Source organism: Mycolicibacterium iranicum (assembly GCF_014190915.1).
Classification (GTDB): domain Bacteria; phylum Actinomycetota; class Actinomycetes; order Mycobacteriales; family Mycobacteriaceae; genus Mycobacterium; species Mycobacterium iranicum_B.
On the sequence record NZ_JACHVU010000005.1, the window covers coordinates 169,151 to 194,312 of the forward strand.

26 protein-coding genes are annotated in these 25,162 nt (G+C 67.4%); 15 read left to right on the forward strand and 11 right to left on the reverse strand.

All coding sequences use genetic code 11. The features are described from left to right. The first annotated feature begins 149 nt into the window (after positions 1 to 149). A complete protein-coding gene (locus FHR72_RS13790; RefSeq protein WP_183468872.1) occupies positions 150 to 1,319 on the forward strand; it encodes an acyl-CoA dehydrogenase in 1,170 nt (389 codons plus the stop codon). A 65-nt stretch (positions 1,320 to 1,384) separates the two neighbouring features. Here FHR72_RS13790 and FHR72_RS13795 read toward each other — a convergent pair whose 3' ends face one another. The 5 genes from FHR72_RS13795 to FHR72_RS13815 all read right to left on the reverse strand — a co-directional run bounded on the left by FHR72_RS13795 (position 1,385) and on the right by FHR72_RS13815 (position 5,523). Further along, positions 1,385 to 2,191 (reverse strand): biotin--[acetyl-CoA-carboxylase] ligase, encoded by an 807-nt coding sequence (locus FHR72_RS13795; RefSeq protein ID WP_183468874.1) that lies wholly within the window; start codon positions 2,189 to 2,191, stop codon positions 1,385 to 1,387. 50 nt (positions 2,192 to 2,241) lie between these two features. Further along, complete coding sequence (locus FHR72_RS13800; RefSeq protein WP_183468876.1) at positions 2,242 to 2,577, reverse strand: hypothetical protein; 336 nt, start codon at positions 2,575 to 2,577, stop codon at positions 2,242 to 2,244. A 299-nt stretch (positions 2,578 to 2,876) separates the two neighbouring features. Further along, positions 2,877 to 3,200: a hypothetical protein gene (locus tag FHR72_RS13805; RefSeq protein WP_183468878.1), complete on the reverse strand. Its 324-nt coding sequence runs from the start codon at positions 3,198 to 3,200 to the stop codon at positions 2,877 to 2,879. Between the two features lie 129 nt (positions 3,201 to 3,329). Then, entirely contained in the window at positions 3,330 to 4,040 is a 711-nt protein-coding gene (locus FHR72_RS13810) for a TIGR03089 family protein (RefSeq protein WP_311736140.1), read from the reverse strand. A 1-nt stretch (position 4,041) separates the two neighbouring features. Beyond that, a complete protein-coding gene (locus FHR72_RS13815) occupies positions 4,042 to 5,523 on the reverse strand; it encodes an LCP family protein (protein WP_183468880.1) in 1,482 nt (493 codons plus the stop codon). Between the two features lie 66 nt (positions 5,524 to 5,589). Here FHR72_RS13815 and rfbD point away from each other — a divergent pair, with 66 nt between their 5' ends. From rfbD to manB, 3 genes are read left to right on the forward strand one after another with little or no spacing between them, the layout of a single operon-like run. Further along, positions 5,590 to 6,453: a dTDP-4-dehydrorhamnose reductase gene (rfbD, locus tag FHR72_RS13820; protein ID WP_183468882.1), complete on the forward strand. Its 864-nt coding sequence runs from the start codon at positions 5,590 to 5,592 to the stop codon at positions 6,451 to 6,453. Positions 6,454 to 6,484: 31 nt separating this feature from the next. Next, the gene (locus FHR72_RS13825; protein ID WP_183468884.1) at positions 6,485 to 7,357 is read left to right on the forward strand and encodes a glycosyltransferase family 2 protein; all 873 of its coding nucleotides are present in this window, start codon (positions 6,485 to 6,487) and stop codon (positions 7,355 to 7,357) included. 15 nt (positions 7,358 to 7,372) lie between these two features. Continuing rightward, the gene (manB, locus tag FHR72_RS13830; RefSeq protein ID WP_183468886.1) at positions 7,373 to 8,452 is read left to right on the forward strand and encodes a mannose-1-phosphate guanylyltransferase ManB; all 1,080 of its coding nucleotides are present in this window, start codon (positions 7,373 to 7,375) and stop codon (positions 8,450 to 8,452) included. Between the two features lie 28 nt (positions 8,453 to 8,480). On the opposite strand, the gene FHR72_RS13835 is transcribed toward manB, so the two are convergent. The 4 genes from FHR72_RS13835 to cofD all read right to left on the reverse strand — a co-directional run bounded on the left by FHR72_RS13835 (position 8,481) and on the right by cofD (position 12,306). Continuing rightward, positions 8,481 to 9,347 (reverse strand): putative endonuclease domain-containing protein, encoded by an 867-nt coding sequence (locus FHR72_RS13835; RefSeq protein ID WP_183468888.1) that lies wholly within the window; start codon positions 9,345 to 9,347, stop codon positions 8,481 to 8,483. A gap of 84 nt (positions 9,348 to 9,431) precedes the next feature. Beyond that, positions 9,432 to 9,986 carry an NUDIX hydrolase gene (locus FHR72_RS13840; protein WP_183468890.1) on the reverse strand — a complete coding sequence of 185 codons (555 nt, stop codon included), beginning with the start codon at positions 9,984 to 9,986 and terminating at the stop codon, positions 9,432 to 9,434. Continuing rightward, positions 9,983 to 11,323, reverse strand: a complete 1,341-nt coding sequence (locus tag FHR72_RS13845) for a coenzyme F420-0:L-glutamate ligase (RefSeq protein WP_183468892.1) — start codon at positions 11,321 to 11,323, stop codon at positions 9,983 to 9,985. The genes FHR72_RS13840 and FHR72_RS13845 overlap by 4 nt, the downstream gene beginning before the upstream one ends. Further along, positions 11,320 to 12,306 (reverse strand): 2-phospho-L-lactate transferase, encoded by a 987-nt coding sequence (gene cofD, locus FHR72_RS13850; RefSeq protein WP_183468893.1) that lies wholly within the window; start codon positions 12,304 to 12,306, stop codon positions 11,320 to 11,322. Before cofD ends, FHR72_RS13845 begins: the two co-directional genes overlap by 4 nt. Positions 12,307 to 12,729: 423 nt before the next feature. On the opposite strand from cofD, the gene FHR72_RS13855 reads away from it, so the two are divergent. Beyond that, positions 12,730 to 12,999 carry a WhiB family transcriptional regulator gene (locus tag FHR72_RS13855; protein ID WP_183469130.1) on the forward strand — a complete coding sequence of 90 codons (270 nt, stop codon included), beginning with the start codon at positions 12,730 to 12,732 and terminating at the stop codon, positions 12,997 to 12,999. Between the two features lie 30 nt (positions 13,000 to 13,029). Here the strand turns inward: FHR72_RS13855 and FHR72_RS13860 are convergent, their stop codons facing one another. Further along, entirely contained in the window at positions 13,030 to 13,452 is a 423-nt protein-coding gene (locus FHR72_RS13860) for a metallopeptidase family protein (protein WP_183469132.1), read from the reverse strand. A gap of 131 nt (positions 13,453 to 13,583) precedes the next feature. Here FHR72_RS13860 and FHR72_RS13865 point away from each other — a divergent pair, with 131 nt between their 5' ends. From FHR72_RS13865 to manA, 4 genes are all read left to right on the forward strand, one after another. After that, positions 13,584 to 14,015 (forward strand): DUF3499 domain-containing protein, encoded by a 432-nt coding sequence (locus FHR72_RS13865; protein ID WP_183468895.1) that lies wholly within the window; start codon positions 13,584 to 13,586, stop codon positions 14,013 to 14,015. A gap of 129 nt (positions 14,016 to 14,144) precedes the next feature. Further along, complete coding sequence (locus FHR72_RS13870; RefSeq protein ID WP_183468897.1) at positions 14,145 to 15,530, forward strand: phosphomannomutase/phosphoglucomutase; 1,386 nt, start codon at positions 14,145 to 14,147, stop codon at positions 15,528 to 15,530. Further along, the gene (locus FHR72_RS13875) at positions 15,527 to 16,642 is read left to right on the forward strand and encodes a TobH protein (protein ID WP_396888442.1); all 1,116 of its coding nucleotides are present in this window, start codon (positions 15,527 to 15,529) and stop codon (positions 16,640 to 16,642) included. Before FHR72_RS13870 ends, FHR72_RS13875 begins: the two co-directional genes overlap by 4 nt. A 4-nt stretch (positions 16,643 to 16,646) precedes the next feature. Beyond that, positions 16,647 to 17,873, forward strand: a complete 1,227-nt coding sequence (manA, locus tag FHR72_RS13880; protein WP_183468899.1) for a mannose-6-phosphate isomerase, class I — start codon at positions 16,647 to 16,649, stop codon at positions 17,871 to 17,873. Here manA and FHR72_RS13885 read toward each other — a convergent pair. Next, complete coding sequence (locus tag FHR72_RS13885) at positions 17,818 to 19,173, reverse strand: FAD-dependent oxidoreductase (RefSeq protein WP_183468901.1); 1,356 nt, start codon at positions 19,171 to 19,173, stop codon at positions 17,818 to 17,820. The two genes, manA and FHR72_RS13885, sit on opposite strands and share 56 nt — an antisense overlap. Before the next feature lie 57 nt (positions 19,174 to 19,230). Between FHR72_RS13885 and FHR72_RS13890 the strand changes: the two genes are divergently transcribed. From FHR72_RS13890 to ahcY, 6 genes are all read left to right on the forward strand, one after another. Further along, positions 19,231 to 20,727: an APC family permease gene (locus tag FHR72_RS13890; protein WP_183468903.1), complete on the forward strand. Its 1,497-nt coding sequence runs from the start codon at positions 19,231 to 19,233 to the stop codon at positions 20,725 to 20,727. A gap of 347 nt (positions 20,728 to 21,074) precedes the next feature. Then, the gene (locus FHR72_RS13895; RefSeq protein WP_183469136.1) at positions 21,075 to 22,313 is read left to right on the forward strand and encodes an alkane 1-monooxygenase; all 1,239 of its coding nucleotides are present in this window, start codon (positions 21,075 to 21,077) and stop codon (positions 22,311 to 22,313) included. Next, positions 22,310 to 22,483, forward strand: a complete 174-nt coding sequence (locus FHR72_RS13900) for a rubredoxin (RefSeq protein ID WP_183468905.1) — start codon at positions 22,310 to 22,312, stop codon at positions 22,481 to 22,483. Before FHR72_RS13895 ends, FHR72_RS13900 begins: the two co-directional genes overlap by 4 nt. Positions 22,484 to 22,512: 29 nt before the next feature. Then, positions 22,513 to 22,695, forward strand: coding sequence for a rubredoxin (locus FHR72_RS13905; protein ID WP_009978741.1), 183 nt, complete (start codon positions 22,513 to 22,515; stop codon positions 22,693 to 22,695). A 190-nt stretch (positions 22,696 to 22,885) separates the two neighbouring features. Next, positions 22,886 to 23,503 carry a TetR family transcriptional regulator AlkX gene (alkX, locus tag FHR72_RS13910; protein WP_183468907.1) on the forward strand — a complete coding sequence of 206 codons (618 nt, stop codon included), beginning with the start codon at positions 22,886 to 22,888 and terminating at the stop codon, positions 23,501 to 23,503. 197 nt (positions 23,504 to 23,700) lie between these two features. Then, positions 23,701 to 25,161 carry an adenosylhomocysteinase gene (ahcY, locus tag FHR72_RS13915; protein WP_183468909.1) on the forward strand — a complete coding sequence of 487 codons (1,461 nt, stop codon included), beginning with the start codon at positions 23,701 to 23,703 and terminating at the stop codon, positions 25,159 to 25,161. Position 25,162 lies beyond the last annotated feature (1 nt).

Sequence of the window (25,162 nt, forward strand, 5' to 3'; positions counted from 1 at the left end):
ATGTACACCTGCATGCTGCTGAAAGTACCCAGGGACACTGAGAGCGAACCAGTCCTACGCCTGAGCCACGCCTGAGAAGTGCGGCCCCCGGAATTCGTTTCGAAGCCGCGTTAGCGCTAAAGTTACTGACGAGTAGCAAGGAGATGAAGATGGCTAGTTGGTCCGGAGACCCGTCGTTCGATCTCTTCCAGTTGCCGGAGGAGCATCAGGAACTGCGCGCCGCGATCCGCGCGCTCGCGGAGAAGGAGATCGCGCCGCACGCCGCGGACGTCGACGAGAACGCGCGCTTCCCCCAGGAGGCACTCGACGCGCTCGTCTCGAACGGCTTCAACGCGGTGCACGTGCCCGAGGAGTACGGCGGTCAGGGTGCCGACTCGGTCGCGGCGTGCATCGTCATCGAAGAGGTGGCCCGCGTCGACGCGTCTGCCTCGCTGATCCCCGCCGTCAACAAGCTCGGCACCATGGGGCTGATCCTGCGCGGTTCCGACGAGCTCAAGAAGAAGGTGCTTCCGTCTCTCGCCTCGGGTGAGTCCATGGCGTCCTACGCGCTGTCGGAGCGCGAAGCCGGCAGTGACGCCGCCTCGATGCGCACCCGCGCCAAGGCCGACGGTGACGACTGGATCCTCAACGGGGCGAAGTGCTGGATCACCAACGGCGGCAAGTCGGACTGGTACACCGTCATGGCGGTCAACGACCCCGAGAAGGGCGCCAACGGCATCTCCGCCTTCATGGTCCACGTCGACGACGAAGGATTCAGCGTCGGGCCCAAGGAGCGCAAGCTCGGCATCAAGGGTTCGCCGACGACCGAGCTGTACTTCGAGAACTGCCGCATCCCCGGCGACCGGATCATCGGCGAGCCGGGCACCGGCTTCAAGACCGCGCTGGCCACCCTCGACCACACCCGTCCCACCATCGGTGCGCAGGCGGTCGGCATTGCGCAGGGCGCGTTGGACGCTGCGATCGAATACACCAAGGACCGCAAGCAGTTCGGCAAGTCCATCAGCGACTTCCAGGCCGTGCAGTTCATGCTCGCCGACATGGCGATGAAGGTCGAGAGCGCACGGTTGATGGTCTACTCGGCGGCGGCCCGCGCCGAACGCGGCGAGGGCAACCTCGGGTTCATCTCGGCCGCCTCGAAGTGCCTGGCGTCCGACGTCGCGATGGAAGTGACGACCGACGCGGTCCAGCTCTTCGGCGGCGCCGGCTATACCGTCGACTTCCCGGTCGAGCGGATGATGCGCGACGCCAAGATCACGCAGATCTACGAGGGCACCAACCAGATTCAGCGAGTCGTGATGAGCCGCGCGCTGCTCAAGTGAGCCAGCTGTTCTTCGCGGAATAGCATTCCGGGCTGTGATCGCCACCGCGATCGCAGCCCGGACTGCTATTCCGGGGAACCCTGAACGCCGGCGGGGCGTAAGTGCGTGATGTCGCCGGCCGACACCGTCACCGTCGTCTGGCCGGTGTCGATCTCGAGGCGTCCCGCGTCGTCGATACCCGTTGCCACACCGGTGATCTCGGAGTCACCCGGCAGCACGGCACGCACCCGCGTGCCGATCGTCGTGCTGACGCTGCGGTACTCCGACGCCAGGGACGCGTCCCCGGCGCGCCACCGCTGCACGTCGTCGCCGATCGTGCGCAGCAGGGCCGCCGCGAGCACACTGCGGTCCACCTCGTGGCCGAGCATGGCCAGCGAGACCGCTCGGGGGTCGGGGAGTTCGTCCTCGGCCATGTTCACGTTGAGGCCCAGGCCGACGACGATCGCAGGAGCGGAAACCTCGGCGAGAATGCCGGCGAGCTTGCCGGTCCCGACCAGAATGTCGTTGGGCCACTTGACCCCTGCCTCGACGCCGTAATCCGCGCGCAGCGTGCGCGCGACCGCCAGGCCCGTGAGCAGCGGCAGCCAGCCCCACCGGTCCGGGGCCACACCTGCGGTGTCCACAGCGACCGACATCGAGATCTGCGCGCGCGGCGGCGCCGACCAACTGCGGCCGTGGCGGCCACGCCCTGCGGTCTGGAACTCCGACAGCAGCACCGAGCCCGCGATGTCCTCACCGCCGGCAGAGCGTGCAATGAGATCGGCGTTGGTCGAACCGGTTTCCTCGACTACGTCGATGCGCCGCCACTCGGTGTCCGAGACGGCGGCGCGCACGACGTCGGGGTCCAGTGCGGGGTGGTCAGGTACAGGCACGACGTCGAGCGTAATGGCGCAGATCTGCCGCGCGGCGAGCGCTGCCCGCCTCAGTCAGTGGCGCCGGCGAGGTCCGGTGACGAGGAGAGCGCCTCTAGTGCCTGTGCCCGCTCGGCGTGCTGGGCCGTCACACGATTGAGCGCGTCGAATCCGCGTACGAACGCCACCATCGCCGCCAGCGCCCAGGCATTGCCCATCGCCCACTCCCATGTGGTCGTGGTGGGTGCCTCCACAAGCCAATAGGTGGCGATCGCGACGAGAGAGTATCCGCAGTAGACGCTGAACCTGCCGCCGTCGCAGGCGCGCCACCCTGGATGGCGGCGGGTGTGCTGATGCCAGACGAGGAGTGCGGCGACGGTCGCCACGGCGGTGATGGTCGACTGCATGACGGCCCCTTAACCGACGCCCGCGACTACTCCCCAGTTGCGAGGGCTGATTTGCCAGAGCTGTGATCGGCGGTGCGTTTCCGGACCGATGACCGTCTGGGTTGTCTGAACAATAAGTTCAGCTCACCTTTTCGTCAACAACCATTGGGGCGGCGTTATCTGTCGTGGGTGCCGAATAGTTCGCCAAGATAGTACTTCTGCGTCAATTTGGCGTTAGTGGGGCGGGAGTGACAATGCAGCGGCTTGCGGGGGGCCGTGCGAATCCCGTGAGGGACGCACGATGCGTCTCCGGGTTCGCGTCAGCGCGGAACGGCGCCTGTGGCCGGTTCGATCGTCTCCATCGCGAGCGCGACGGCGGCCTGGTCGGCGGCCACCCGGCGCAGCGTCGAGGAGCCCGTCAGTAGGGCCGCCGCTGCGGCGAGCGCCCACGCGCCGGCGAGCGCCCACTCCCACATCAGCGATGCCGACGTGATCCAGTAGGCGGAGAATGCGGTGAACGTGTATCCGAGCAGGATGCGGAACCGGGCCCTGGAGCTCGACGCCCAGGCGGCGTGGCGGTGAATCCGGACGTGGACAGCAGACAGGATCAGAACAAGCCCGATGGCGATGATGGTCGACGACATCGACGGGCCTCCTCACTCGCTGGGCCCCTGCTTGCTGAACGGCCTGGCTTCGCCACAACCGGAAGAACCGGTTAGTAGCAGTGTGCGGCAGAAACTTTAAGGCACCGTGAGGACACGGAAACAATCAGGTCACGGTGTCGTTCGTGTCAATTTCTCGGTATCCCGGCGACGAACCATCGCCCCGGCATCCGGATTTGCCACCTGCACCAGGGAGGCGCCCACGACGTAGAACGCGAGCAGGTGCTCGATGATGTCGTCACCGCTGTGCCAGGCCGCCGTCGACATCACCCGATCGGCTCCGGTGAGGCCCTGAGAGGCCGCCGAGGCCTGCGCTGCCGCCAGCACATCGCCGGCCGACCGGCCGTCGAGGGCGGGTCCGGGTTGGCGTTCCGGCACGATCTGGTCGCCGTGCACCCGCACCGCCGTCGCATAGTCGGTCAGGCCCACCGGCAGATCGGGCACCGGCTTGCCGAACGGATCCAGCGAGAGAACCGCCACCTCACCCATTCCGACCGCCGCATCGGCCTCGTCGATGCGATCGGCGGTGCACAGGGCGATGTCGGCCTCGCCGCCGAACACCACCTCCGCGCCGATCCACCAGATGCCGAAGAGCACCGCGGCGGTCTGCCAGTGCGCGGGCAGCATCACCGCAACCCGACTCCCCGGCGTCGCACCGAGTTCGTCGCGCAGCAGATTGCCGGTCTTGGCCGCCCAGTTGGCCAGCGTGGCCGTCGACAACTCGATGCGCTCGCCGGTGGCGTCGTCGTAATAGGTGATCCGGGGGCCCGCCGGGTTGGCGGCCATCAACGGATCCAAGATCGCCGAGCTGACGTTCGTCACGTCAGTTGACACATGCCGGGTCGGTGGAACCGGCGGTGATGATCGGCGATGGCGGGGGCACCGTCTCGCCGGTGTCGGTCACCACGCCTGACGCCGATGGGTCGGCTCCCATCAGCGTCACGTCGGTGCCGTCGAGCCCGGCGCCGGGGCCCGTGTAATCCGAGGACAGCACCACCCGCACCGAACCCTGCGGGATCGACGTGTCCTCGACGACCGGCAACCCACCCAGCTCCAGCGCCACGGCCTGGGCCCCCAGGTCGTCGGTCTTCGCGGCCTGGACCTGGCTCTTGTCGACCTTGGTGCCTTCGTTGTTGCCGACGGTGCCTTCGGCAAAACCCTTGGTGGTCAACACATGTGCCACCGCGGCGGCGAGTCCGTTGATGTCGGTGTCGTTGACGACCTCGACCGTGGTCTTGTCATTGCTGTAGGTCAGCTCTTCGGTCTTGCCCTCGTCCTGGTCGTTCAGCAGGCTGGTCACCCAGTCCTTGACCTCGGTCGGATCGACGCGCACCACGCTCTGCATGCCGTCGTCGCTCCAGCCCGCCTCCTCGAGGATCGGGATGGTCGCGAACGCTACGTTGCCCGCCGCGAGCTTCTGCAGCTGCTCGACGAAGTCCATGATGTCCCAGCCTTCGGACAGCACCACCGAACGCTGCACGGCCGCTTCGAGATTGCCCAGTGTCGACGGGCTCGACAGCGTCTTGCTGGAGATCACCTCGTGGGCCATCGACGCCATGACGGCCTGCTGACGGGTGACCCGGTCCAGGTCACCGCGTGGGAGATCGTGGCGCTGCCGCACGAAGCTCAGCGCCTGCGCGCCGTTGAGCTTCTGCCAGCCGGCCGGGAAGTCGGCGCCCGAAAGCGGTTCGTAGACAGGTGCATTGAGGCACACGTTCACCCCGCCGAGTGCGTCGGTGATCAACGCGAAACCGAGCAGGCCGATCTCGGCGTAATGGTCGACGGTGACGCCGGTCAGATTGGCGACCGTCTTGATGAGTTCCTCGCGGCCGGCTGCCTGCGCCTCGGGTTCGGCGACGCTGGGGTCGACGCCCTGCTGCTCGACCAGTTGCTTCATTTCTTCGAGGTGCACGGATCCGTACACGCCGTTGATCTTCATCTTGCCCATGCCCGGCGCCTCGACGTAGGAGTCGCGGGGGATCGAGATCGCCGTCGCCGACTTCCCGTTGTTCGGGATGCGGATCAGGATGATCGTGTCGGTGTTCGTCGACACCTCGTCGCCGGCACGCAGCATCGCGCGCTCGTCGTCGGTCAACGGATTGCCGTGGGCGTCCGTACGGCTGTCGGCCCCGACGAGCAGAACGTCGATCGCGCCGTCCTCGCCGCCCCCGCCGAGAGCGATCGGGTTGATGTGGTTGATGCCCGATTCGAACGACCGAATCTTGCCCCACGCAACGCCGGTACTGATGACGACGGCCAGCGCCACGGCCACCGAAATGGCGCGGACCAGGTGAGCAGCAGGCATTTGCCCAGGCTACTTGCGACCGGGCCGCATTCCTCGGAGCTCGGATCGGCGTGCCAAACTCCTCATGTGACCGGGCGAATGGTGATCTCTGGAGCCGGCGGCCTGGTGGGGCGCGTGTTGGCAGGTCAGGCGCGCCGCCGCGGCTATGACGTGGTGGCGCTCACATCGGCCGAGTGGGACATCACCGATCCTTCGATGGCGACCCGCGTCATCGAGGCAGGCGACGTCGTCGTCAACTGCGCGGCCTTCACCAAGGTCGACGCCGCCGAAACCGAACCCGACCGCGCCCACGAGGTCAACGTCGTCGGCGCCGGAAACGTCGCGCAGGCCTGCGCCGCCGCCGGGGCGGCACTGATCCATCTGTCCACCGACTACGTCTTCGACGGGGTGTTCGACGGCGACCCACGCCCCTACGACATCGACGACCCGACCGGGCCGTTATCGGTGTACGGACGCACCAAACTCGCCGGCGAGCACGCCGTCCTGGCAGCACTGCCCGGCGCGCACGTCGTCCGCACCGCATGGATCTACGAAGGCGCCGACGGCTCCGACTTCGCCGCGGTGATGCGGCGCGCCGCCCTGGGCGACGGCACGGTCGACGTCGTCGCCGACCAGATCGGATCGCCCACCTACGTCGGTGACCTGTGCGACGCCCTACTGCAGGTCGCCGAGGGTTCGGTGCGCGAGCCGGTGCTGCACGCCGCCAACACCGGCGGCGGCAGCCGATTCGAGCAGGCCCAGGCGGTGTTCGCCGCACTCGGGCAGGACCCGGAACGCGTGCGGCCCGTCGGCAGCGACCGCCATCCCCGTCCCGCGCCCCGTCCGACGTACTCGGTGCTGTCGCCGGTCAGGTCGGCAGCCGCGGGACTGACGCCGCTGCGCCCGTGGCGCGAAGCGCTGGCTGAGGCGCTCGCCACAGTCGTCCACTAGTTACTCTCTACGCCGTGACGGTGATGCCCGCGTGAGCGACGAACTGTTTGTCGTGACGGTGACGTATTCGCCGGGCCCGCATCTGGATCGCTTCCTCGCCACGCTGGCGCACGCGACCGATCGTCCCGTCACCGTGATCATGGCCGACAACGGCTCCACCGACGGCGCGCCTGAAGAGGCCGTCGAGCGCTATCCGAACGCGAAGCTCTACCGCACCGGCGGCAACCTCGGATACGGCACCGCGGTCAACCGCGCCGTCGCCGAGTACGGGCTGGCGTCGTCGGAGTACTTCATCGTCGCCAACCCCGATGTGCAGTGGGGCCCCCACAGCATCGACCTGCTGTTCGACGCCGCGCAACGCTGGCCGCGTGCCGGCTCCCTGGGCCCGCTCATCCGCGACCCCGACGGCACAATCTATCCGTCGGCCCGGCACCTGCCCTCGATCATCCGCGGAGGCATGCACGCCGTCGTCGGACCGGTGTGGCCGTCGAATCCGTGGACCGCCGCCTACCGTCAGGAGCGCACCGACCCCAGCGAACGTGCTGTCGGCTGGCTCTCGGGAAGTTGCCTGTTGCTGAGGGGTGCTGCCTTCACCGGCATCACCGGCTTCGACGAGCGCTACTTCATGTATATGGAAGACGTCGACCTGGGAGACCGTCTCGGCAGGGCGGGCTGGCAGAACGTCTACGTCCCCTCGGCGGAGGTTTTGCACGCCAAGGGGCACGCCACTGGCCGCGACCCGGCCCGCAACCTCGCTGCCCATCACGTCAGCACCTACACTTTTCTCGCCGATCGGTACCCGAAGTGGTGGCAGGCACCGTTACGCTGGGCGTTCCGGGGGGCACTGGGGGCACGGGCCAATGTGGTCGTACGCAGTTCCCGCCGCAAATCTCGTCAGGCATAGGGCGAAAGGGACACCGTGGTGAATCCAGCCGAGGTCGATGCGGTCATTCTGGTCGGGGGGATGGGCACGCGCCTCCGTCCGTTGACCCTGTCGGCGCCCAAACCAATGCTCCCGACGGCCGGGCTGCCGTTCCTGACGCACCTGCTCTCCCGCATCGCCGATGCCGGCATCGAGCACGTCGTGATGGGCACGTCCTACAAGGCGGGGGTGTTCGAGTCGGAGTTCGGCGACGGGTCCAAGCTCGGCCTGCAGATCGACTACGTCGTCGAGGACGAGCCGCTGGGCACCGGCGGTGGCATCGCGAACGTGGCGTCGAAGCTGCGCAACGACACTGCGGTGGTGTTCAACGGCGACGTGCTGTCCGGGTGCGACCTGCGTGCGCTGCTCGAATCGCACAGCGCGAACGACGCCGACGTGACCCTGCACCTGGTCCGCGTCGGTGACCCGCGCGCTTTCGGCTGTGTGCCAACGGATTCCGACGGTGTGGTGACGGCGTTCCTGGAGAAGACACAGGATCCGCCGACCGATCAGATCAACGCGGGCTGCTATGTGTTCAAGCGGTCGGTGATCGAGGAGATCCCCCAGGGCCGTGCGCTGTCGGTGGAACGCGAGATCTTCCCGGGGCTGCTCGCCGACGGCAAACGCGTGTGCGGCTATGTGGATTCGACGTACTGGCGTGACATGGGGACGCCCGAGGACTTCGTGCGCGGCTCTGCCGATCTGGTGCGCGGTATCGCGCCCTCGCCGGCGCTGACCCACCAGCGCGGCGAGAAGCTGGTGCACGACGGGGCCTCCGTGGCGCCGGGCGCACTGCTGATCGGCGGCACGGTGATCGGCCGCGGCGCGGAGGTGTCTGGCGGCGCCCGACTCGACGGCGCGGTGATCTTCGACGGCGCGAAAATCGGTGCGGGAGCGGTGATCGAGCGATCGATCATAGGATTCGGGGCGCACATCGGCCCACGCGCCCTGATCCGCGACGGCGTGATCGGCGACGGCGCGGACATCGGCGCCCGGTGCGAGCTGCTGCGCGGGGCCCGCGTGTGGCCGGGGATCTCGATTCCCGATGGCGGCATCCGCTTCTCGACCGACGTCTAGTTCTTCGCGGAATAGCATTCCTGGCTGCTCACGCGGGGTGCTTCACCGCCGTGGCTTCTCTCTCGCGGAGGGCGAACGCGCGCCTGACCCACAGTGCGATCTCCTCGGGGCGGTCGCCTTTCATGACCCTGATCACAACCCAGTTCAGGGCTTCGAGTCTTCTCAATCGCGCGGCATCGCGGCGGTACTGGTCATCGCTGGTGCGGTGGTGCTCGCCGTCGTACTCGACTGCGATCAGGAGTTCCGGCCACCCCATGTCGAGATAGGCAAACGTATAGCCACTGTCCACGACCGGTATCTGAGTCCGTGGCCGCGGAAATCCTCTATCGATGAGCAACACGCGTAACCACGACTCCTGGGGTGACTGCGCACCGGCGTCCATCAGATCGACCGCTTGCCGGCAGCGTCTCACTCCGCGCGAACCTTTGTAATCCTCTGCGAGCGCGAGAACCTCGTTGCCATCTATACCGGTGGCGCGAGCCAGAGCATCGAGATTGGCGACGGCCTGCACCCGGGGGAGATAGCGCCCGAGGTCGAGACCGACTCGCGCTGGCCTGGCAGCGGGCATGTCGTCGATCCAAGTGATTTCGCTGGGGTCGATAGGCTCGCGCCGGGTGGTGATTCCCGGTGGCGGGCGGTTGTTCGTCCACAGGATGTCTATCGGCACGTCATCGTGCACCCACCGTGCGCCGTGCAGTGCCGCCGCTGCGCGCCCGGTGATAACTCCCCGTCGGCGTGACCAAAGCCATGCACCCTCCGTTCGTCGCCGCAGCGTCGGCTCCAGGGACTTCGGCAGGTAGACGTCCGGGAAGATGGGTCGGTAGTTCCAGCGCAACGCCGCACGAGTGATGGTGCCCGCGCGTACGGACTCCGACCCGACGATGACATCCCCCATGACAAGAGCATGGGGTCTGGCTGCGGCCCGTTCGCGAACGAGAAGCCAAGGCTGTGGAAAAGTGCTCGTGCACCGCCAGGAATGCTATTCCGCGGCAGAGGGGGAGGCGGCAGCCGCGGCGGCGGCCAATTGGGTGAGGCCGAAGTCGCACTCGTCGGGCAGCTTGTCCAGCGGCCACCACCGCAAGTCGAGCGATTCGTCGCTGCGCACGAACTGCGCGCCCTCGGGCGCACGCACCACGAATTGCACGTCGAGGTGACGGGTCGGTACGCCCAGCGAACACGTGACTGGATGCACGTGCAGCGCAACAGGTTCCGCCGTGATGCTGAGCCCGTCGATGCCCGATTCCTCGGTCGCCTCCCGCAGCGCGGCCGCCACGATGGTGTCGTCCTCGGGCTCGCAGTGCCCACCGAGCTGCAGCCAGCGGCCGAAGCGCGGGTGCAAGGTCAGGAGCGCTTGACGTCCGCTGTGGTCGAGGACCAGCGCCGACCCCGTGATGTGGCCCGGCACGCAGGATCGCAGGCACGCATCCTCGCGCGCGGCCAGGAACGCCAGATACGCATGCCGCATCGAATCCTGCGCAGGATCAGGCGGATTCCACGCGGTCAATGTGTCGACCGTCGACTGGTGCAGGCTCATCGACGCACCAACTGACCCTCGGTCGGCACCGGCTCGCGAGGTCCCGACGGCTCGGCCGCATAACCGATCGCAATGGCGCCCAGCGGTTCCCAATCGGAGGGAAGGTCCAGCTCTGTGCGGACCAGGTCGGGCGCAAAGATGGTCGAGCCGATCCAACAGCTACCCACACCACGCACCGCCAACGCCACCAACAACCCCTGCACCGCGGCGCCGGCGGCGACGGTGAACATCGTGTGTTCAGCGGCCGTCCGCTGCGCGTCGGGATAGGTGTGGGCGCCGTCGGGGACCATGAACGGGATGATCAACTCCGGGGCGTCGTAGAGGATCTGACCGCGCCCGACGCGGCGTTCGACGGACTGCGGATCCCGGCCGTCCGCACTCAGATCAGCGCGCCACCGGTCCTTCATCGAGTCGAGCAGGGCCACGCGCACAGCATCGTCCTGCACCCAGACGAATCGAACGGGTCGCGTGTGGTGCGGCGCCGGCGCGGTCAGCGCCTCACCGACCGCCGCCTCGATCAACGTGCCATCGACGGTGTCGGCGCTGAACGAACGCACGGACCGGCGCAGCAGCTGCGCCTGCGATCGCCCCAGCGCGAGGGCCTCTTCGGTGCCCAGCCAGAACAGGTCTTCCTCGCCCGCACGCACCAGCTTGCGGGCCGTGGACCCGTCGTCGTGCAACGTCAAGCCCCGGACCACCGCAACGGGCACCGCGGTCAGCTTGCCCTTCACCAGATCCGCCGCGGCGGCGATCTCGTCGGCGACGGCGATCTCGGTGACGATGAGTTCGTTGCCGTGCTGATCGTGTTCACCCGCATACGCGTGCAGCACCGAGAGCCCTGCCGCGCCGATCGCCACGTCCGTTTGGCCGGTGCGCCACGCCCGCCCCATGGTGTCGGTGACGACGACGGCCACCGTCACCCCGAGCCGGTCCCGCAGCGCCGAAACCAAGGTCGCGGCGCTGCCGTCGGGATCGACGGGCAGCAGCGCCAATTCGTTCGAGTCCACGTTGGACCCGTCGACACCGGCCGCGGCCTGAACCAGCCCGATGGCGTTCTCGGTGATCAACGTGCGCCCTTTGCGCGCCAGCACGCGCACGGCTTCGGCATCGATGAGTCTGCGTCTCAACGCGTCACGTTCGTCAGGGTCGGACGGTGCGGCGACCATCCGGCCCTCGGTCTTGGACAGCACCTTGCTGGTGACGACGAGAACATCGTTGTCCTGCAACCACGGAGCGGCCTCGGCGATGGCCGCGGCCAGGTCGTCCCCGGGCCGGAACTCCGGAAGGCCCGGCACCGGCAGAATCTCGACCCGGGCCGAGGTTCCGTGGTCGTTCACCACGTCACTCCGGCGAGTTCGATGCCGGCGCGGACCATCTCGGCGGTGGCGGCGGGGTCGGTCATCAGCAGGGGCACCGACCGCACCTGGACACCGTCGATCGAGGCGTCATCGCCGGAGTGCACCAGCCAGCCGTCGAGGATGCCGGTCGCGGCGCGGGCACCGTAGTAGCCACCGACCGCCTCCGACGTGCTCGGAACACCGACGACGGACAGGCAGGTGTCGGCCATGCCGCGCAACGGCTTTCCGGCGATGATGGGGGAGTAGCCGATGACCGGCGCCTTCGTCGAGCGCAATGCTCCGCGGATCCCGCCGATCGACAGGATCGCACCGATGCTCACGATCGGGTTGGACGGGGCGATCAGCACGACATCCGCGTTCTCGATCGCGTCGGTGACACCGGGTGCGGCAGTGGCTTTGTCGGCGCCGACGAACGCGAAACTGTCGGTCGGCACCTGGGTGCGGTGGCGCACCCACCACTCCTGGAAGTGGATGGCGCGCTTCTCTCCGTCGTCCGGATCGGTGATGACGACGTGAGTTTCGCTGCGGTCGTCACTGGCGGGCAGCAGCCTGGCCCCCGGCGACCACCTCTTGCACAGGGCTTCCGTCACGTCCGAGAGCGGGTAGCCCGCCCGCAGCATCTGGGTGCGGACGAGGTGGGTGGCCAGGTCGCGGTCGCCGAGGCCGAACCAGTCCGGCTGCACACCGTACGCGGCGAGTTCCTCCTTGGCATTCCACGTTTCGTTCTTGTGGCCCCAACCGCGCTCGGGATCGATGCCGCCACCGAGGGTGTACATGCAGGTGTCAAGGTCGGGGCAGATGCGGACCCCGAACATCCACGCATCGTCGCCGACATTGACCACAGCAGTCACTTCATTCTCATTGGTATCGTTGGTGCCGAACTGCCCCAGCCCCAACAGATGTTGAACACCGAGCAAGAAGCGCGCACCGCCGACGCCGCCGACCAGAACCGTGACCTTCACAACGAACGAGACTAGGCGTTGCGGCGGCCGGAGCCGACGTCGAGGGGAGCGTGATAGACACGCCACAGCGCGACGCGCCGAAATCAAGTCACGGAATGGTATGAAATCCTGTTCTAGCGCTTGACCGACGCAGCTAACGCGTGTGTAATCACACCAGTGTCATTTCGCGGTTCTCCGGCCGGTTCCGGTGTCGCAGACCGAGATTCGATCACTTGTTCGAATTGGGATGGCCGCACGTTCGACAGTGGGGCTGGCATATACGGATCTACGAGACCAGTGGAGGAGGGGAACATGGCATTTGAACAGGCCGATTACGGTGACTCGATTCGGTTCGACAGCAGGCTCCTCGGCTCGGTGGGAAGTGCCCCGCACATCCAGACCGGACCGGCACCCAGCGGAGCGAACGGGCGACCTACCTTGAGTTTGGTGCCCGACCACAGTGACTACTTCAGCGACGACTCGGCTATCTCCGACGAGGACCAGTGGCAGGAGCGTGCCCTGTGCGCGCAGACCGACCCCGAGGCCTTCTTCCCGGAGAAGGGCGGATCCACCCGCGAGGCCAAGCGCATCTGCCAGGGCTGCGAAGTGAAGGACATGTGCCTGGAGTACGCGCTGGCCAACGACGAGCGCTTCGGCATCTGGGGTGGTCTGTCGGAGCGTGAGCGCCGGCGCCTCAAGCGCGGCATCATCTGACCCGCGGGCGCGCCCCGCGCTCGCGAACCGCTAGTCGTCGTCCAGGGTCGGATCGATGACGGACGGTTCCACGCCCAGATATGTGGCTACCTGAGCCACCAACAATTCGTGTAACAGCTCGGTCAGCTCGTCGGTGTCTTTAGCCCGGCGCTCGATCGGCTTGCGGAACAACACAATTCGTGCGCGGGTGGAGTTCCCGCGGACATCCACCCCGGCAGGGATCAGACGGGCCAGCGCAATCGGGCCGTCCGCCACCACCTCCGGTGGCCACTGCACACTGTCGGGATCTTTCGGCGACAATCGCGGAATCTCGTCGACCGCCACATCGAGGGTCGACACCCTTTCATGCCAGCGCCGCTCGATCGGTTCGTAGGCTTCCAGCACCGCCATGTCGAAGCGCTCGGCGCGGGTGCGCCAGCCCGGAACGGTGGGCGGGAGCAGCGGGCCGCGCATCTCCCGGCCCCGCCGCGATCCGCGGTGCTGGCGCCTGATCACGAAAAAGATCGTAACGGTTGGGCTTCGGGGCGCTTACGGCTGCGCGTGTCCGGCGCGATGCGGGGGTTTGTGCGCGATAACCTTCCGCTGTGAATGTTCCCCGTCGCTGCTGCCGGCCTGGGTGCCCGCACTATGCGGTCGCGACGCTCACCTTCGTCTATTCAGACTCGACGGCTGTCGTCGGCCCGCTGGCCACTGTGTCCGAGCCGCACTCGTGGGATCTGTGTGTCATGCACGCCGGCCGCATCACCGCTCCCCGCGGTTGGGAGCTGGTCCGTCATGCCGGCCCACTTCCCTCACACCCCGACGACGATGACCTGGTGGCGCTCGCCGATGCAGTTCGAGAAGGTCGCGACAATGTCGCCTCGGGCGGGACACCCGCCCACGGCTTCACCGCGGGGTTCTCCGATCCGGTCACCGGCGCCCACGGTGGTGCGCTGATGGCGCCGCCGACCCCTCGGCCGCAGACCAACGGCCGGCGCCGCGGGCACCTCCGCGTGCTGCCCGACCCCACTGACTAGCACCGGCCGACACCTTTCCTGCGGCAATGCCATTTCGGGGGCATAACGGCGTGCAGTGAGTCGCCGTGGAGTCCGGCCTCGACGGCTAGGCTGGTTGGGACACAGTCTCTTCGTCGTCCAAGGAGTCCCATGTCTCGTTCCGCCGAGGCGGTACAGCGCGTCATCAAGGCCTATGACGTGCGTGGACTTGTCGGCGAGGAGATCGACGAGGCGTTCGTCGGGGAAGTGGGCGCCGCGTTCGCCCGACTGGTCCGGCCGAATGCGACGCAAGTGGTCATCGGCCATGACATGCGGGCGAGTTCGCCGGCGCTCTCGGAGGCGTTCGCCCAGGGCGTGGTGGCCCAGGGTCTCGATGTCGTACGCATCGGGCTCGCCTCGACCGACCAGTTGTATTTCGCCTCCGGCCTGCTGGACTGCCCGGGTGCGATGTTCACCGCGAGTCACAACCCCGCGGCGTACAACGGCATCAAGCTGTGCCGCGCCGGCGCCAAGCCGGTCGGCAAGGACACCGGCCTGACCGTCATCAGCGACGAAGTCATCGCCGGCGTTCCTGCGCACGACGGGCCGCGCGGCTCGATCTCCGACCGGGACGTGCTGGCCGACTACGGCGATTTCCTGCGCTCCCTCGTCGAGGTCAGCGGGATGCGTCCGCTGCACGTCGCGGTCGACGCCGGTAACGGGATGGCCGGCCATACGACACCGGCTGTACTGGGCGAGATTTCGTCGATCACGCTCTCGCCACTGTTCTTCGAACTCGACGGCGAGTTCCCCAACCACGAGGCCAACCCGCTGGACCCCGCCAACCTGGTCGACCTGCAGGCCTACGTGCTGGAGACCGGCGCCGACATCGGACTGGCCTTCGACGGCGACGCCGACCGCTGCTTCGTCGTCGACGAGCGCGGTCAGGCCGTGTCCCCGTCGGCCGTCACGGCGTTGGTGGCCGCCCGTGAACTGCACCGGGAGATCGGCGCGACGATCATCCACAACCTGATCACGTCGCGCGCCGTGCCGGAGCTGGTCGCCGAACGTGGTGGCACACCGGTGCGCTCGCGGGTCGGGCACTCGTACATCAAGGGACTGATGGCCGAGACCGGGGCCATCTTCGGTGGGGAGCACTCGGCGCACTACTACTTCCGCGACTTCTGGGGCGCCGACTCCGGCATGCTGGCCGCCCTGCACGTGCTGGCGGCGCTGGCCGAACAGGATCGGCCGCTGTCGGAGATGATGGCCGACTACCAGCGCTATGAAGCTTCCGGTGAGATCAACTACACCGTCACGAACGCTCCCGCGGTCGTCGATGCGGTGCTGCAGGCCTTCGGGTCTCGCGTGCACGCGATCGACCACCTCGACGGCGTCACCGTCGACCTGGGCGACGGCCGCTGGTTCAACCTGCGGATGTCGAACACCGAACCCCTGCTGCGCCTGAATGTCGAAGCGCGCAGCGCCGACGAGGTCAAAGAACTAGTCGAGGAGATCGGTGGGCACATCACCGCAGGCGCCGAGGGATCGACGTGAGCGTGGGCCCGTTGTCGGCCGCCGATGTCGACCTCGACGATGCGGAAGGCTTGCTGGCCGCCGACCGTCTGGGGCTGCTGCGTGCGGCGTCGATGGCGGGCGCACAGGTGAGGGCCACGGCCGCGGCGTTCGACGAGGGCGATCTGGACGCCATCCGTTCGGACTCGCCGCCGCGCACCATCATCTGGGTGGCGGGGCAGGGAAACGCCGAAGCCGCAGGCGCGATGCTCGCCGCCCAGCTCGGCGGATCGATCGGCGTGCCGATCGTGGTGGCATCCGAAGCGCCACCGTGGATCGGCGCGCTGGACGTTCTGGTCGTCGCCGGGGACGATCCCGGTGTCCCGGCGCTGGTTTCGGCCGCCGCCACCGCCGTGCGCCGGGGCGCCCGGGTCGTCGTCGTGGCGCCCTACGAAGGTCCCTTGCGTGACGCCACCGCAGGCCGGTCGGTCGCGATGCCGCCGCGCCTGCCCGTTCCCGACGATTTCACGCTCGCGCGCTACCTGGCGGCGGGGTTGGCCGTGCTGCATGCGGTCGCACCCGGGTTCTCGATCGACCTGGCGGCGCTGGCCGACGAGCTCGACGAAGAGGCCCTGCGCAACAGCGCCGCCCGCGAGGTCTTCACGAATCCGGCCAAGGGCCTGGCCGAGCGGATGCGCGACCGGGAAGTGGTCTTCGCGGGGGACTCGGCGGCGACCATCGCCCTCGCCCGCCACGCCTGCACCGCGATGCTGCGGATCGCCCACCGCAGCGCCGCCGCCGTGGGATTGGCCGACGCGCTGACCGCGATCGGTTCGGGCTGGGGCCGGGATGCGCCGGGCGGTACGACGTCGATCTTCCACGACGAGGAGATCGACGGGCCGCTGGCGCAGCGCACCGGCACCATCGTGCTGACCTCGGACGCCGAACGGCCCGCGGTCTCGGCGCGGCTACGAGGCTTCGACGACGTCTACGTCGTCAACGCCAACGACGTCCCCGACGTCGTGGCAGACGGGGGGAACAGCGAGACGGGCTCAGCCACGATGCCCGAATCTTCGCGTCCCGAACAACAATTGGCGCTGATGGCGGTTCGCCTCGAGATGGCGGCGGTCTACCAGCGGCTGGTTCGAGGGTGAGAGAGTGCATCTGCTCAGAGGTGCGGTGCGAACCTACGCTTGGGGTTCCAGAACCGCAATCGCCGATTTTGTCGGAGCGCCGAGTCCCACACCGCATCCCGAGGCCGAACTGTGGTTCGGTGCGCACCCGGGTGACCCGGCGTACCTGCAGACCGAGGGCGGCGAGCAATCGCTGCTCGACGCGCTGCGCGCCGACCCCGAGGGTGAACTCGGCGCGGCCGTGCGCGGCCGGTTCGGGGACACCCTGCCGTTCCTGCTGAAGGTGCTGGCGGCCGACGAGCCGCTGTCCCTGCAGGCGCATCCGAGTACCGAGCAGGCAGTCGAGGGTTTCGCCCGCGAAGACCGGATGGGCATCCCCATCAACGCACCCGATCGCAATTACCGCGACCGCAGCCACAAGCCCGAGATCATCGTCGCGCTCAGCCAATTCGAGGCACTGGCCGGTTTCCGGCCCGCCGCGCGGACCGTGCAGTTGATGCAGGCCCTCGGCGTCGCCGACCTCGACCCGTACATCGGCCTGCTTCACGGCCAGCGCGACGAGGACGGCCTGCGAGCGCTCTTCACCACGTGGATCACCTGTCCGCAGCCCGACCTCGATGTGCTCGTGCCCGCTGTCATCGACGGCGCGATCGCTTATGTGCGTTCCGGCGAGCAGGAATTCGCGCGGGAGGCCAAGACCGTTCTGGAACTCGGGGAGCGCTATCCCGGAGACGCCGGGGTGCTGGCCTCCATGCTGCTCAACCGGTTGTCCCTGGCCCCGGGGGAGGCGCTCTATCTGCCCGCCGGCAATCTGCACGCCTACCTCCAGGGCGTGGGCGTGGAGGTGATGGCCAACTCCGACAACGTGCTTCGCGGCGGCCTGACCCCGAAGCACGTCGATGTGCCCGAACTGCTGCGGGTGCTGGACTTCACCCCGGCCGAGGACGTCCTCGTCGTTCCCGAGGTGATCCGTGACGGAGCCGAGATCGTCTATCCCACACCGGCTCCCGAGTTCGCGGTATCAGTCCTGCACATCGACGGCGAGTCCCTCGGACACGAGATCGACGCGCCGTCGCGCCATGAAGGTCCGCAGATACTCCTGTGCGCCCAAGGTGGTGTCACCGTGCACGCCAAAAGCGACGCCGTGGTGCTGGAGCGCGGTGCTGCGGCGTGGGTGACGGCCGACGACGGGCCGATCAGGCTGATGGCACGGGAGCAGACGCAGCTGTTCCGGGTCTGCGTAGGGATTTAGCCCACGCCGTCATGTTGTGCCGGACCGTCCGGCCGACCAGGCGGGCGGACGGCACCATGTACAGGCTGTCGAGCAGGCTGAACCGTCGCAGAAACCATTCCGCCAGAACAGGATCGGTTTCGGCGGCCCCGAGGAACTGATCGAACAGCGACCCCACCGGCTGATACCACCACCGGCTGGGTCCCTCGGCGCGGTGCAGCGCCAGGTCCCCGATCGCATTCATCGTCCACACCGGCCACGTCGTCTTGCTGGTGGCCTTCAGGAACGTGGCCTCCGGCTCCGGCGACAGCAGTGCGCGGCGGAGATGACCCGCCTGCAGCGACGTCATTGTCATGCCCTGCCCGAACGTCGGATTGAAGCTCACCACCGCGTCGCCGAACGGCAGGATGCCGGCGGGGTAGCGGGTCATCTTGTCGAAACGCCGCCATCGGCTGGTCGGATACTTGTGCAGCGCAATGTCTCCCAGCACCTCGGCCTGGCGCACCGCTGCGCTCACGTGGGCGGGCAGGATCTTGTCGGCCAGCTCGCACATCTCGTCGAAGTCGGCGGGGGCGGGAACCTTCCCCACCCCGAACGTCGTCATGCCCCAGGTGCCGTCCTCGTAATAGAGCATCCCGATGCCGACCGGCTGGTCGTGGGACGCGCCGGCGACGACGACCTTCTCGGCGAGCAGACCGTCGGGAATCCGCAACTGGTGGGTGGCGTAGCTGATGCCGACATCGACGGTGTCCTCGTGGGGACGTCCAAATCCCCACTGCTCCAGCCACACCGGCAGCCGGGTGCCGCGTCCGGTGGCGTCGACGACCAGGTCGGCCTCGACGGTCGCCCCGCCGGCGGTGCGCACGCCCGTGACCCGCCGGCCGTCGAAGACCGGCTCACCGATCCCCTCGTTGACCAGGGTGACGTTGTCGATGTCGAGGACCCGGCGACGGATCTGCCATTCCAGGTGCTTGCGGCTCGGCACGTACGCGGTGAACTCGTCCTGCAGGCGGTGCTGCGTCCCGAGCACATGGCCCGCCGCACCGAAGTGGATGCAGTCGGGTCGGTTCTCCAGCATGGGCACACCCGCGGCGACCATGTCCTCGAGAAGGCCGGGGAAGAGGCTTTCGAACTCCATCGCCCCGCGCGCCATCAGCAGATGGACATGACGGCTCTGCGGCACCGCGGCGCGATGCCCGGGGTCATCGGGCAGGGTGTCCCGCTCGTACACCGAGACCCGGTCATAGAAGTTCGACAAGACCCGGGCGGCGCACAGCCCCCCGAGACTCGCACCGATCACGATCGCGTGTTTTTGACCCATTGGATGACACGGTAGTGGGTACATTCCGCTGAAACGATGACAAAAAGGGGACGGTTGATGGCTCAGGAGCCCGTCGCGCAGCAAGCAGGCAAGCTGCGCGTGAAGTCGGTGGAACAGTCGATCGCCGACACCGACGAGCCCGACACCAAGCTTCGCAAGGACCTGAGCTGGTGGGACCTGACCGTTTTCGGCGTCTCGGTCGTCATCGGCGCGGGCATCTTCACCATCACCGCGTCCACCGCCGCCAACCTCACCGGGCCCGCGATCTCGCTGTCGTTCATCTTCGCCGCGATCGCCTGCGGCCTGGCCGCGCTCTGCTACGCGGAGTTCGCATCGACGGTGCCCGTCGCGGGCAGCGCGTACACCTTCTCCTACGCGACGTTCGGTGAGTTCGTCGCGTGGATCATCGGCTGGGATCTGATCCTGGAATTCGCCGTTGCCGCAGCAGTCGTGGCGAAGGGCTGGTCCAGCTATCTGGGCACCGTCTTCGGGTTTGCCGGCGGCACCGCGCAAGTCGGCGGTTTCGACGTGGACTGGGGCGCGCTGATCATCATCGCCCTGGTCACGCTGATCCTGGCGATGGGCACCAAGCTCTCGGCCGGGGTCAGCCTGGCCATCACCGCGATCAAGGTGTCCGTGGTGCTGCTCGTGGTGATCGTCGGTGCGTTCTACATCAAGATGGAGAACTTCTCGCCGTTCGTCCCGGCACCGGAAGCCGGCGAAGGCGGGACGGGCACCGAGCAGTCGCTGTTCTCCCTGATCACCGGGGCCGAGGGCAGCAGCTACGGCTGGTACGGCGTGCTCGCGGGCGCCTCGATCGTCTTCTTCGCGTTCATCGGTTTCGACATCGTCGCGACGACGGCCGAAGAGACCAAGAACCCGCAGCGCAATGTGCCGCGCGGCATCCTGGCCTCCTTGGGCATCGTGACCGTCCTCTACGTGGCCGTCGCCGTCGTGCTGACCGGGATGGTCAGCTACAAGGAGTTGCGCGACGCCGAAACGCAGAATCTCGCGACGGCGTTCTCGCTCAACGGCGTGGACTGGGCCGCGAAGGTGATCTCCATCGGCGCCCTGGCCGGCCTGACCACCGTCGTCATCGTGCTGGTGCTGGGGCAGACGCGGGTGCTGTTCGCGATGTCACGCGACGGGCTGCTGCCGCGCCAGCTCGCCAGGACCAACGAACACGGCACACCCGTGCGCATCACGCTGATCGTCGGCGCCGTCGTGGCGGTGACGGCCTCGGTCTTCCCGATCGACAAGCTCGAAGAGATGGTCAACATCGGCACGCTGTTCGCGTTCGTCCTGGTGTCGGCGGGCGTCATCGTGCTGCGCCGTTCGCGGCCCGACCTCGATCGCGGCTTCCGGACACCGTGGGTCCCGGTGCTGCCGATCCTGTCGATCATCGCGTGTGTGTGGCTGATGCTGAACCTCACCGGCCTGACGTGGATCCGCTTCACGATCTGGATGGCGATCGGCGTGGTCGTCTACTTCCTCTACGGCCGCAGGCACTCGCTGGTCGGCCGACGTGCCCGCGGGATCACCCCCCGCACCTAGGTCTCTTCTGGCCCTCCTCCTCCCGCGGGCGCCCGCACCCTCTTCTCCTCCCGTGAGCGTGCGTGTCTGCGGCTGACACGCCGTAGAAATCCCGGAGTTCACGCACGTTCGTGAACCCGCGGCCTCGGCATCTGCCGTGCCCTCACCCCGCGTTCTCGGCTCGAGCGTGCGCAAAATGCCGGCCCCAGCGGCGTGTCGCGGAGCAGACACGCGCGCTCGCGCGGCGGGGAACAGTTTTACAAAAATAGCTTCTGTGTCTAGACGGGCGACAAAAATGGCCCTATAGTCAATCCCAAGAGGTGACCACACTCACACGCAAGGAGGCATTTGAGGTGACCACGCAAGAGATGAACGAGGCTCCGGATGTCGAGCAGTGGCGCGACAAGAAGCGCTATCTGTGGCTGATGGGCCTCATCGCCCCCACAGCGCTGTTCGTGATGCTGCCGCTGGTGTGGGCGTTCAATCAATTCGGCTGGCACGCCGTCGCACAGGTGCCGCTGTGGATCGGCCCGATCCTGCTTTACATCCTGCTGCCCGCCCTGGACCGCTTCTTCGGCCCTGACGGGCAGAATCCGCCCGACGAGGTGATGGAGCGGCTGGAGAACGACAAGTACTACCGCTACTGCACCTACGTCTACATCCCGTTCCAGTACGCGAGCGTCGTCCTGGGCGCGTACCTGTTCACCGCGTCGGACCTCAGCTGGCTCGGCTTCGACGGTGCGCTGCCGTGGCCGGCGAAGATCGGCGTGGCCCTCTCGGTGGGTCTGCTCGGCGGCGTCGGCATCAACACCGCCCACGAAATGGGCCACAAGAAGGACTCTTTGGAGCGCTGGCTGGCGAAAATCACACTGGCACAGACGCTGTACGGCCACTTCTACATCGAGCACAACCGCGGCCACCACGTGCGCGTCGCGACACCCGAGGATCCGGCGTCGGCCCGCTTCGGTGAGACGTTCTGGGAGTTCCTGCCGCGCAGCGTGATCGGCAGCCTGAAGTCGTCGTGGGAGCTGGAAGCCAAGCGGCTGGAGCGGGCCGGGAAGAGCACGTGGCATTGGTCCAACGACGTGCTCAACGCGTGGGCGATGTCTGTGGTGCTCTACGGCGCGCTGATCGCGGTGTTCGGTTGGGCTGTGATCCCGTACATCCTGATCTCGGCCGTCTTCGGGTTCACGTTGCTGGAGACCGTCAACTACCTGGAGCATTACGGGCTGCTGCGCAAGAAGCTCGACAACGGTCGCTACGAGCGCTGCGCGCCCGTGCACAGCTGGAACTCCGACCACATCGTGACGAACCTGTTCCTGTACCACCTGCAGCGGCACAGCGACCATCACGCCAACCCGACCCGTCGCTACCAGACGCTGCGCAGCATGGACGGGGCGCCGAACCTGCCCAGCGGGTACGCGTCGATGATCGGCCTGACCTACTTCCCGCTGCTGTGGCGCAAGGTGATGGACCACCGGGTGCTCGACCACTACGACGGCGACATCACCCGGGTGAACATCCACCCGCGGATGCGCGACAAGGTCCTGGCCACGTACGGGTCCGCCGAGGGGCGCGCCCGCGAGGAGAAGCGGGCCGGAGCGTGAGCGCCTACCGGTGCCCCGGCTGCGATTACGTCTACGACGAGGCCAAAGGCGAACCGCGCGAGGGTTTTCCGGCCGGGACCACCTGGGCCGACGTGCCCGACGAATGGTGCTGCCCCGACTGCGCGGTGCTGGAGAAGGTCGACTTCGAGGAAATAGGAGTGAAGCGGTGACGAGCGCTTCGGAGAAGAACGGAGATGCAATGAGCGACTACAAGCTGTTCGTGTGTGTGCAGTGCGGTTTCGAATACGACGAGGCCAAGGGTTGGCCCGAGGACGGCATCGCCCCCGGCACCCGCTGGGACGACATCCCCGAGGACTGGAGCTGCCCGGACTGCGGTGCCGCCAAGTCCGACTTCGAGATGGTCGAGGTCGCCCGGCCGTGAACGCACACTCGCTACCGACGAGCGCGCGTGACTGCACGCGACACGCCGACCGGCGGCGTGCAGACACGCGCGCTCGCGGTGCGGGCCCGGGTGCCTGCGGTGCAGACACGCGCGCTCGCGGTGCGGGAGGGCGGGGGACATGACCGTCGCCTCAAGCGGTGCGCTCCGGGCAACCGTTATTGTCGCGCCTGTGGGCGGGCCCAACGACAAACGCATCACCTACGCGGAGGCGTCGCGAGTTCTGCTGCGCGACTCCATCCTCGACGGGATGCGTGAGCTGCTCCTCACCCGCGACTGGTCGGCGATCACCCTGTCCGACGTCGCCAAGGCCGCCGGCATCAGCCGGCAGACCATCTACAACGAGTTCGGCTCACGCCAGGGCCTGGCGCAGGGCTACGCGATGCGCCTGGCGGATCGTCTGGTCGACCAGATCAACGCCGCCATCAGCAACAACGTCGGCGACATCTACGCCGCGTTCCTGCAGGGCTTCCGCGACTTCTTCATGGAGTCGGCGGCCGATCCGCTGGTGATCTCGCTGCTGACCGGGTCGTCGAAGCCCGACCTGCTGCAGCTGATCACCACCGACAGCGCGCCGATTATCAACCACTGCTCGTCGCGGCTGACCGACGCGTTCATGCGCAGCTGGGTGCGCTGCAGCGAAGAGGACGCCGGCGTGCTGGCCAGGGCGATCGTCCGGCTGGCGATGAGCTACATCTCCATGCCACCCGAAGCGGACCACGATGTGGCCCGTGACCTGGCCCGATTGATGGCACCGTTCGCCGAGCGCTACGGGGTCGTCGACCTCTAGCAGGGACGGCGGGGTGCTTCGACCCGCCGTGAGGCGCTACGGTGTCATAGACGCCCCTGGCTGGCAGAGCGCTTCAACCGCCTGTCCCGCGAGCCCGCAGGCCCATGGGTGTCTGCACAGATGTTGTCGCTGCGCATCTGTGCGCTCATAGGCAATTGACGAACCACAAAGCTGTTCAACCACAAGAGGGGCTCTACATGACTGCTCTGACCGCCGACGTCCGCAACGGGATCGACTTCAAGGTCGCCGACCTGTCGCTGGCCGACTTCGGGCGTAAAGAGATCCGACTGGCCGAACACGAGATGCCCGGCCTGATGGAACTGCGCCGCGAATACGCCGAGGTCCAGCCGCTCAAGGGCGCGCGGATCTCTGGCTCGCTGCACATGACCGTGCAGACCGCGGTGCTGATCGAGACGCTGACCAGCCTCGGCGCCGAGGTGCGCTGGGCGTCCTGCAACATCTTCTCCACCCAGGACCACGCGGCCGCGGCCATCGTCGTCGGCCCCAACGGCACGCCGGAGGAGCCCAAGGGCACCCCGGTGTTCGCCTGGAAGGGCGAGACGCTGGAGGAGTACTGGTGGGCCGCCGAGCAGATGCTCACCTGGCCCGGCGAGCCGGCCAACATGATCCTCGACGACGGCGGCGACGCCACCATGCTCGTGCTGCGCGGCGCGCAGTACGAGAAGGCCGGCGTGGTTCCCCCCGCCGAAGAGGACGACTCGGCCGAGTGGAAGGTCTTCCTGGAGCTCGTCCGCAAGGGCTACGAGCAGAGCAAGGACAAGTGGACCAAGATCGCGGCGTCGGTCAAGGGTGTCACCGAGGAGACCACCACCGGCGTGCTGCGCCTGTACCAGTTCGCCGCTGCCGGTGAGCTCGCGTTCCCGGCCATCAACGTCAACGACTCGGTCACCAAGAGCAAGTTCGACAACAAGTACGGCACCCGGCACTCGCTGGTCGACGGCATCAACCGCGGCACCGATGCGCTCATCGGCGGCAAGAAGGTGCTGATCTGCGGTTACGGCGACGTGGGCAAGGGCTGCGCCGAGTCGCTGGCCGGCCAGGGCGCGCGCGTGCAGGTCACCGAGATCGATCCGATCAACGCGCTGCAGGCTCTGATGGACGGCTACGACGTGGTGACCGTCGAGCAGGCGATCGGCAATGCCGACATCGTCATCACCTCGACGGGCAACAAGGACATCATCACCCTCGACCACATGAAGGCGATGAAGGATCACTCGATCCTGGGCAATATCGGCCACTTCGACAACGAGATCGACATGGCCGCCCTGGAGCGCTCCGGCGCGACCCGCATCAACATCAAGCCGCAGGTCGACGAGTGGACCTTCGGTGAGTCCGGTAAGTCGATCATCGTGCTGTCGGAGGGTCGCCTGCTGAACCTGGGCAACGCCACCGGCCACCCCTCGTTCGTGATGAGCAACAGCTTCTCCAACCAGGTCATCGCGCAGATCGAGCTGTGGACCAAGAACGACGAGTACGACAACGAGGTCTACCGCCTCGCCAAGCACCTCGACGAGAAGGTCGCCAAGATCCACGTCGAGGCACTCGGCGGCACGCTGACCAAGCTCACCAAGGATCAGGCGGAGTACATCGGCGTGGACGTCGAAGGCCCGTACAAGCCGGAGCACTACCGCTACTGAC